The sequence below is a fragment of the Micromonospora sp. BL1 genome, assembly GCF_003667485.1.
Lineage (GTDB): Bacteria > Actinomycetota > Actinomycetes > Mycobacteriales > Micromonosporaceae > Micromonospora > Micromonospora tulbaghiae.
On sequence record NZ_RCVK01000261.1, the window covers coordinates 49,723 to 57,643 of the forward strand.

Consider the following 7,921-nt stretch of genomic DNA (forward strand, 5'->3'; position numbering starts at 1 on the left):
CTATCAACAGCTGCCACGGCCTAGGCCAGTCGAAGCTACACCCGCACGGCAACTCACTGTCGGCCACTCGGAGGATTCGGAGAGTGCGCTTGATCGACTAGCCTCTCTTGGCTGTGGGGGGCAATGTCTAGCGATGTCCGGCTTCAAGCAGAGCAGCGGGCCCGGGTCCTGATCGATCGGCAGCTTCGAGATGCCGGCTGGCTCGTGCAAGACCGCTCCGAAACGAACCTCTTCCCGGGCGCGGGTGTGGCCGTTCGTGAGGCGATCATGGCGAAGGGCCACGGCCGGGTCGACTACCTCCTGCATGTCGACCAGCGGGTCGCCGGGGTGATCGAGGCCAAGCCGGAGGGAACCCCGCTGTCAGGGGTGGAGTGGCAGTCGGCCATGTACGCCGAGGGCCTTCCTTTCGCGGTGCGGCTGAAGGCGCTGACCCGCGACGGACGGCTGCCGTTCGTGTTCGAAGCCAGTGGCTCGAAACCCACCTCACCAACGGCTACGACCCCCAGCCCCGGGCCCGCGGTGACCGCTGTTCGGTCCGCAGCCAGCCCAGAACGGTCCGCGCCAGCGAGACCGCTTCGGTTCAGCTCCTCGAACGGCTCGGTGGTGGTGTCCCGCTTCAGCAGGCCCGGCTAGCTCAGGCCCTGTCGAAGGGGCATAGATCGCTGGCGCCCTTCGGGCGTCCGCTGCCCGATTTCAGGGGCTGGCTGGAACGGCATCGTGGTTTCGGCGCGGCGCCGTGTACAGCGCGGTGACGTAATTGTCGATCGCCGTCCCACCGGGTTGGCGGGCGACCACCTCGGCGACGCCGTCGAGGAACGCCTCCCGCTGGTCAGTGCTCAACTCGCGTACGTTCGGGAAGGTCCCCCACAGCCCGCGTGCGCCGTGCGGGGTCAGCTGGTGTTCCCAGCGGATCATCTCGACCTGGACGGGCCGAACCAGTTACCTGCCTGCAGTTCCGCCGTGCGCTCGGCGACCCGCAGCGGGCTGGCACACCGACGGGGCCGCGCCCCTGCCCCGGTAGCCATCGTCGGTACACCGCGTCCAGTTCAGTGCGCCAGGGCGGGCTGCGGTCGGGGTCACCGAAGACCGTCCACCACACCGCCAGCCCTCCGCCCGGCCGGACGAAGCGGGCCAGCCGTCGCACCGCTGCATCCTTGTTCAGCCAGTGGAAGGCGGTGGCGCAGACGGCCAGGTCGAAGGTGTCGTCGGGCAGCGGCACGGTGGTGAAGTCGCCCTCGACGACGGTCACGTCGTGGCCGGCCAGGTTCGTTAGCAGCCGGGCCGCCAGCCGGCCACCGAGTTCCACCGCCAGCACCGACGCACCGGCGTCCACGAGAGGACGGGTCACCTGCCCGGTTCCAGGTCCGATCTCCAGGACGCGCACCCGGTCGCAGCCCGCGCTCGGCAAGCACCTCGTACACCCGCGGCGGGTGTCCCGGCCGGGCCGCCTGGTAGGTGTCCGGGTCCTCGCCGAAGCTGCCCCGCCGGCTCGGCAACTGGTCGTCACCGCTCACGTCGCGAGCGTATTCGCTCGGGCGACCGGGGCCGGCCCGGCCGCACGCAGCCGTCCGCTTCTTCTGCGGTGCGGGGTGGCTTTCACCCCGCCCTGCGGCGTTTCTGGCTGATCTTCCTTGCGACGGTGTCGGCGGCGTCCTGGTGCATCCGCTTGGTGACACTCTGGTAGGTGTCGCGGGTCAGGGTCGTGGTGGAGTGGCCGAGTTGCTCGGAGACGACCTTGATGTCGATGCCGGCGTCGAGGGCGATGGTGGCGGCGCTGTGGCGCAGGTCGTGCAGCCGGATCGGGGGCATCCCGGCTTTGCGGACGAGTTTGCGGAACCGTTGGGTGACGGCGTTGGGGTGCCACGGCTTTCCGTCGGGGCGGACGAAGAACAGGCCGGTGTCGGGCCATGTGTCGCCGGCGGCGAGTTGCCAGGCGGCGCGGCGGGCCTTGTAGGCGGTGAGGACTTTGGTCGTGTCGGTGTCGAGGGCGACGTCGCGGTTTCCGGCTCTGCTTTTCGGTGGTTTCTGGACGGCGGTGTAGCCGTGGGTGGCGATCTGGTTGTTGATGGTGGTCTCGCGGCGGTGCAGGCGTACCTCGCTGTCGCGCAGGCCGCACGCCTCGCCGCGGCGGGGCCCGCGGTAGGCCATGTAGTGCCACATCGGGTGCAGGTCGGGGGCGTGTACGGCGGCGTAGTCGAGGAACTGCCCAATCTGGGAGTCGGTCCAGACCATCACCGGTCCGGGGACCTCGCCGGTGGTCTTCCACCGGTGCACGCGTTCGTCCTCCCACACGATTGGTAGGGGCCGGTCGGCGGGGACCTTGACCAGGGCGGCGGGGTTGGCGCCGACGATGAGTTCGTCGGCGAGGGCGTCGTTGATGGCCTTACGCAGACAGGCGCGGATGCGCTGCCGTGTGCTGGCACCAGTGGGTCGCACGCCTGTGACGGACGCGCGCACGGCGGGGTCGCTGCTTGTCTTCGCGGCGGCGATCTCGTCGTTGCGGCGCTCGATGGCGGCGAACATGGCGCGGATGTGGGTGGTGCGTAGCTTGTCCAGCGGGATGTCGCCCAGGTGTGGGATCAGGTGGACCCGGGCGATCGATTCGTAGCCGCGCTGTGTGTTCGCGTCGATCGTGAGGTGGGTCAGCCATCCGGTGAGGTACTCGGCGACGGTGGGCATGTCGGCGAGCGCGCCGTCGCCGCGCAGCCGCTGGCGGATGCGGTCGACCTCGGGCAGGGGACGTTTGGCGCGTACGGCGGTTTGCAGGAGGTCGGCGATCTCGGTGCGGCGGCGCCGGTCGCCGTTGGCGAGGGCGAGCAGGTCGCGGGCGTGGTCGAGTTCGTCGGCGGCGGCGCGGCGGGTGGGGAAGCTGGAGCGGCGTAGTTGCCGGCGCCCGCCGTCGGTGGTGGGTGGTAGTTCGAGCTGGTAGGCCCAGTGGCCGTGGTCGGAGCTCCAGGCGCGGTTCGCGCGGCGTAGTTTCGGGCAGTCGTTTCCCCATGGTTTGCCGGTGTCGGGGTGGCGGCAGCCGCAGCGCTTGAAGATGCTTCCGTCTGGCATCGGAGGTGGTGCTCCCGTTCGTCCGTCTGGGGTGGTGGGGCGTCGGTTTGGTCGATCGACATCCACGCGTGACCGGCGGCCACGATCAAGTCGCCGCGATTCCAGGTCCGGTGGGTGGCCCGTGCGCTGAGGTCGGTGAGGGGTGAAAGTCAGATGCGCCCTGCTGGGGAGTCTGGGATCCTGTCGGGTTCGCGTGAGATCGGGCATGGAGGACGGCCGATGGTGGCGGCAGGTGACGTGGCGAAGGGTCGGGCGCGGCGTCCGGAGCTGCATGCGGCAGTGGCCCAGTTGATGGCGGCGGTGCTCGGTGACTTGGCCGCTGGCGACGGTGTGCCGGTGTTCGCGACCGTTCCCGACTTCGGCGAGTGGCACCGCCACGGGCAGGAGTCGTTCGTCGCGATCCGCCGCGGCGCCTGGCAGATGCCGGGCCTGGTCACCGACTACCGGTTCTTGGATACCTTCGCCGAGATCGGGGCGGTGCGGGCGGTCGTGGCCGCCGATGAGGTGCTGCGCGAGCGGGTGGACTGCCTCGTCGGGGTGGAGTTCGCCCTCAGCCTCCGGCAATTGGGGTGGACGCTGGTTAAGCACGTCCTGGAACCCGTGGTTGCCGCCGTCGGGGGCTACCGGTTCGACCAGGGTGCCTTCGACGCCGCGTACCGCAGGTTGGAGGACGGTTTGCTGGCCACGCGGGCGCGGCTGGTCGAGGTGGTCCCGCTCAACGCCTTCACCCCCACCGCGGGCATCGAGGCGGTCACGTTGCCGGACGGCCTGGTGCTGCAGGCGATGAGCGACCGGCAGGTGAGCGCCGCGATCGGCTACCTCGCGGTGCCGATCGCCTTCGCGGGCGGCCCGAACTCGGTGGCCGTGTCGCGGTTCCACCAGTGGGCCCTGACCCGCTGCACCTCGTACCCGGTGTGCTCGGCCATGGACGTGCCCGCCCACCCGACGGCGCCGGATTCTGGCGCGCTGGTCGAGCCAGCCAGCCGTCTCGTGGCTGCGCTGCGGCTGGTGTGCGGCGGGTCCGTCACCGCGACTCGGGCGATCCGCTGCCCACCGGACGACGACTTTCCCCAGGGACTGGGGCCGACGGCATCGTTGTCGGCGCTGCCCGCCTTTGACGAGGACCGGCCGACAATCCTTGGGCGAGAGCAGGTTGAGGCGGTGCGCGAGGTGTACGACCTCCTCGCGCATCCCGCGGTCCGGGAGAAACGGGGTCTGCAAACCGCGCTGCGCCGGCTGGTCCTGGCCGGGGCCGACCGCGTGCCGACCGACCGGCTCATCGACCTGATGGTCTGCAGCGAAGTGCTGTTCATCAAACTGCCAGGCCTCCCGGCAGATCGTTGGAAGCAGGACAAGATCGTCGCCGGAGCGACCGCGCTCTTGGCGGACGACCCGGTCCTGCAGGCGCCGCCCGAGCGGCTCGAGGCACTCCTGCGCCTGGGGTACCGGCTCCGCAACGACGAGATGCACGGCAACGACCCGAGCTCTCGGGAGCTTCGCACGCTCACCGGTCAGCCGACAAATGACCTGTCAGCGGTCGTGGATGACATCGAGCGAGTGTTGCGCCGCGCTCTGGTCCGGCTTCTCTCCCGCGCCGTCGAGCAGTAGCCAGGGCGACTGCACCGGCACTGCGTACGAAGCCGTGCCGGCGAACAATGCGTACTACCCGGGCGGGTTTACGTCGGGGGCCTGCAGCCCGTGGTGTCCCTGTCCGCGCCCGAATACCCGCCGTCCCCGTCGGCACCCGCCCCGCCGGTGTCATCAGTTGTCGATACCGGCGGGGACTCGAGGTGCAGTTTCCGCAATATCGGGGCGGTCGGCACGCGGTAGTAGGCGCCAGCCCGGAACAATGGCACCGGGAAGGCGTCGCGGGCGGCCAGCTTGTAGGCCGCCGAACGGGAGATGCCGAGAATCGCGGCGGCGGTGGCGAGGTCCGTGGTCGCCCCAAGCGCCAGGATGCGCTCCGTGGTCCAGGTGCAAGCTGCGGCGTCGCTCCGTGGGTTGGCGGCGGGGGCGGGCCTGCGGGTTCGTCGTGCTGATCGCATGAGCGGTATCGGCGGGTCGCCGGCGACCAGGTCGGTCGGTGTCGGATCGACCCCGGCCGACGGACCGGTGTCGACGGTGGGATCGGGATGCGGGTTATGGTGCTGCGGCGTGTGCTCGCTCATGTGGTGTCGGCTCCGCGCCGCGCCGTGGTGCGCTGACACCCTCAAACCGGTGTTTGTCAGCCGTGGCGAACACATGCCCCTCTCACGGTGATCTCGCAGATGTCTGACAACGGGTTCCCATCCGCATGGGCTGTCCTGACCCCGGGACACCCTTGCAGACGCCAGCGCCACGACATCGGATCAGCGTCAGGAGATTGTCAGGCCCACCATCAACCCAGCTCTGTCAGATACCCAGGGTCACGACCACCTCGACTATGGCAGCGCACGCCGATGGCATAGGGGTGCTGGCCGGCATTGTCAGACCGCTGTCCGGGTACCCCAGGGCGGCAGCGGCGTCACCGAGGACGCTGGCTCCGGGCCTGTCAGTCGGACGGCGGCTCGTCAGACCGCCATGGCCCGCCGGGCGGACGCTGCCAGCCAGGCACGCCGACGCGCGGCGCCCGAGGCAGGCCGATAGTCGGCGGTAAAGCCGGTCGCGGTCTGACACCGCTCCGCCTTATGGCGCTGTGAGCCCGTGTCAACGGGCAGGTCAGCGTGGCTTTGTCGAAACGATGACGCACGTCGACGTCGATCGTCAGTGAACGGTGCACGCCGGGCGGCTGACCCCGCCGAACCGGTGTCCGTGCCTACGCAGCCTGCGCTGTCAGGAGTCCGCGAGACCACGGTGGCGCAACGGCGGTCAGGCGTGCCGGCCGTACCGCTCCGGCCCGTCCTCGACGTTTGCCGCTGACATGGGAGATCGTGACATGAGCTCCGCCGCTGCCGGCTGACCCGACTCGCCTCTGAACGCAGTGGACACCGCCTTCGCCGACCTGACGTGCGACCCCGACCCGCTGTCACTGGACCTCGACACGCTGGCCGGGCAACTCGGCGACGACAGCGGTCTGCCCGGGGGTGTCGTCGCGCTGCCGGCGTTGCGGCAGTGGCTGCTCGAACACCCCCGGTGCGGGACGTGGTATTGCGGAAGCTGATCCGCCGCGCCCGCCGCGACGGGCCCGCCTGGGTCATCACCGCGGTCGCCCTGGCGCCGCCCGCGCTGCGCCGCTACGCCGGCCGGCTGCACACCGGCTGGGCCGGCGACGCCCACGACCTGGACGGCGAAATCCTCACCGGCTTCCTGACCGCCCTGCGCGACCGGGTCAACCTGGGCCCGCCCGGCGCCGTACGCGGCGCTGACGCTGGTGGCGGCCTGACCGCCGGCCATCCCCGCCGGCGGTCCCGGCGCGAGACCGACCTCCTGGTCGGGCCCGCGACCGCGTACGACGAACCGACACTTCCCACCCGCGACGACCGGCCCACCCCCGGTGCGGCGGGAAGGTCGTCGCGCTCACTGTCGGATCGCCAGTCGGGAACCTCACCGACCTGACAGTGACGCCCATCGGACGACGCTCGGCGGCTGTGGCACTCCCGCGCCGACGCCCACAGCGGTCCGCCCCGAAGCGACATGAGCGTCAGACCGGGCCGCTGACCACGGCTGTCAGACATCGGTGAGGTCGTGTCGGAGCGCTGTGGGACCGGCAGGTGTTCGCCACGGCTCACAAACGCCGGTTTGAGGGTGCGGAACTCCTCCAGCGCCACCACGGCGCCATGCGGAGGGTTGGTTCCGCCCGCCGCCGGGCCGGGACAGATGGCCGACACGGGACCGGACGCCTCGGGTGCCGCGCCACGTTCATGCGCTGACACCTCATCGATCACCGCTGACCCGAACAGGAGGACGAGCTCCTCCCGAGGTTCACCGCGCTCCCCTGCCCTGCAGGTGTCTCCCGCGAGGCGTTGCCTCGACGGGTCATCAGCGCTGTGTTCGGCTCAGTCCGGGGTTGCTGTCCGTGTTTCAGTCCGCGCTGCCCACCAGTTCGGGGTCCCGCTTCAGGTGGACGGTGACACGGACCCGCACCGGCGTCTGTCAGCGCAGCACCGGGCCGGTGTGACAGTCCCGGCCCGGTGCTCAGAGACACCACCGGTGTCATCTCTGCCCTACCGCGAAACTCGGAAGGAAACCCTCGTGCCTGACCACGTCCTCCGCGTGCAATCCGTCCTCACCACCCGCGACCATCTCCTCCTCGAATGGCTCACCGACCACGGCGTGTTCACCACACCGCAGCTCGCCCACGCGCTGTTCCCGTCCCTGGACTTCGCCCAACACCGACTCGCCCGACTCACCGCGCTACGGGTGGTCGACCGGTTCCGGCCCTTCCGCCCCGACGGCGGCTCGTTCCCCTTCCACTACGTCATCGACCAACTCGGCGCGGAAGTCGTCGCCGCCCAACGCGACCAACCCCCACCCCGCCCCGGCCACGCCAAAACGAACCGGCGGCGGTGGACCGCCGCCCGCACCCTCAACCACCGACTCGGCGTCAACGGCTTCTTCACCGACCTCGCCGGCCACGCCCGCACCCACCCAGCACACGCCCTCACCCGCTGGTGGCCCGAGTCCCGCTGCGCACAAACCGGCGCGTTCGCCCGACCAGGCGACCCCGTGGCCCTGCACGCCCTGGCCGCCCCGATCCGCCCCGACGGCCACGGCATCTGGACCACCCACGGCGCACAGCTGCCGTTCTTCCTCGAATACGACACCGGCACCGAACCCCTGACCGAACTGATGCGCAAACTCATCGGCTACACACAACTCGCCGCCGCCGGCGGCCCCCGCTGGCCGGTGCTGTTCTGGCTCCACTCCGCCACCCGCGCCCACCACC

The 7,921-nt window shown here is 70.5% G+C and carries 9 protein-coding genes; 5 read left to right on the forward strand and 4 right to left on the reverse strand.

Annotation, left to right across the window (positions count from 1 at the left end):
- Positions 1–123 precede the first annotated feature (123 nt).
- Entirely contained in the window at positions 124–633 is a 510-nt protein-coding gene (locus EAD96_RS18425) for a hypothetical protein (RefSeq protein ID WP_199733220.1), read from the forward strand.
- A 60-nt stretch (positions 634–693) separates the two neighbouring features.
- Here the strand turns inward: EAD96_RS18425 and EAD96_RS31580 are convergent, their stop codons facing one another.
- From EAD96_RS31580 to xerC, 3 genes are all read right to left on the reverse strand, one after another.
- Positions 694–840 carry a hypothetical protein gene (locus EAD96_RS31580; RefSeq protein ID WP_233585932.1) on the reverse strand — a complete coding sequence of 49 codons (147 nt, stop codon included), beginning with the start codon at positions 838–840 and terminating at the stop codon, positions 694–696.
- Positions 830–1,507, reverse strand: a complete 678-nt coding sequence (locus tag EAD96_RS18430) for a class I SAM-dependent methyltransferase (protein ID WP_368666031.1) — start codon at positions 1,505–1,507, stop codon at positions 830–832. Before EAD96_RS18430 ends, EAD96_RS31580 begins: the two co-directional genes overlap by 11 nt.
- A gap of 89 nt (positions 1,508–1,596) precedes the next feature.
- Positions 1,597–3,057 (reverse strand): tyrosine recombinase XerC, encoded by a 1,461-nt coding sequence (gene xerC / locus EAD96_RS18435; RefSeq protein ID WP_121685165.1) that lies wholly within the window; start codon positions 3,055–3,057, stop codon positions 1,597–1,599.
- Positions 3,058–3,276: 219 nt separating this feature from the next.
- Here xerC and EAD96_RS18440 point away from each other — a divergent pair, with 219 nt between their 5' ends.
- Positions 3,277–4,665 (forward strand): hypothetical protein, encoded by a 1,389-nt coding sequence (locus EAD96_RS18440; protein WP_233585935.1) that lies wholly within the window; start codon positions 3,277–3,279, stop codon positions 4,663–4,665.
- Positions 4,666–4,733: 68 nt separating this feature from the next.
- Here EAD96_RS18440 and EAD96_RS18445 read toward each other — a convergent pair whose 3' ends face one another.
- Entirely contained in the window at positions 4,734–5,225 is a 492-nt protein-coding gene (locus EAD96_RS18445) for a DNA-binding protein (RefSeq protein WP_233585937.1), read from the reverse strand.
- A 791-nt stretch (positions 5,226–6,016) separates the two neighbouring features.
- On the opposite strand from EAD96_RS18445, the gene EAD96_RS31585 reads away from it, so the two are divergent.
- The 3 genes from EAD96_RS31585 to EAD96_RS18460 form a co-directional block, all read left to right on the forward strand.
- Positions 6,017–6,196 (forward strand): hypothetical protein, encoded by a 180-nt coding sequence (locus EAD96_RS31585; protein WP_233585938.1) that lies wholly within the window; start codon positions 6,017–6,019, stop codon positions 6,194–6,196.
- Positions 6,178–6,591, forward strand: a complete 414-nt coding sequence (locus EAD96_RS31590) for a hypothetical protein (RefSeq protein WP_233585946.1) — start codon at positions 6,178–6,180, stop codon at positions 6,589–6,591. Before EAD96_RS31585 ends, EAD96_RS31590 begins: the two co-directional genes overlap by 19 nt.
- A gap of 636 nt (positions 6,592–7,227) precedes the next feature.
- On the forward strand, positions 7,228–7,921 hold a 694-nt coding region (locus tag EAD96_RS18460; RefSeq protein WP_121685172.1), incomplete at its 3' end, for a replication-relaxation family protein.

Coding starts and splice junctions, on each gene's coding strand:
- EAD96_RS18425 (WP_199733220.1), top strand. CDS start 124: ATGTCTAGCGATGTCCGGCTTCAAGCAGAGCAGCGGGCCCGGGTCCTG.
- xerC (WP_121685165.1), bottom strand. CDS start 3,057: ATGCCAGACGGAAGCATCTTCAAGCGCTGCGGCTGCCGCCACCCCGAC.
- EAD96_RS18440 (WP_233585935.1), top strand. CDS start 3,277: ATGGTGGCGGCAGGTGACGTGGCGAAGGGTCGGGCGCGGCGTCCGGAG.
- EAD96_RS18445 (WP_233585937.1), bottom strand. CDS start 5,225: ATGAGCGAGCACACGCCGCAGCACCATAACCCGCATCCCGATCCCACC.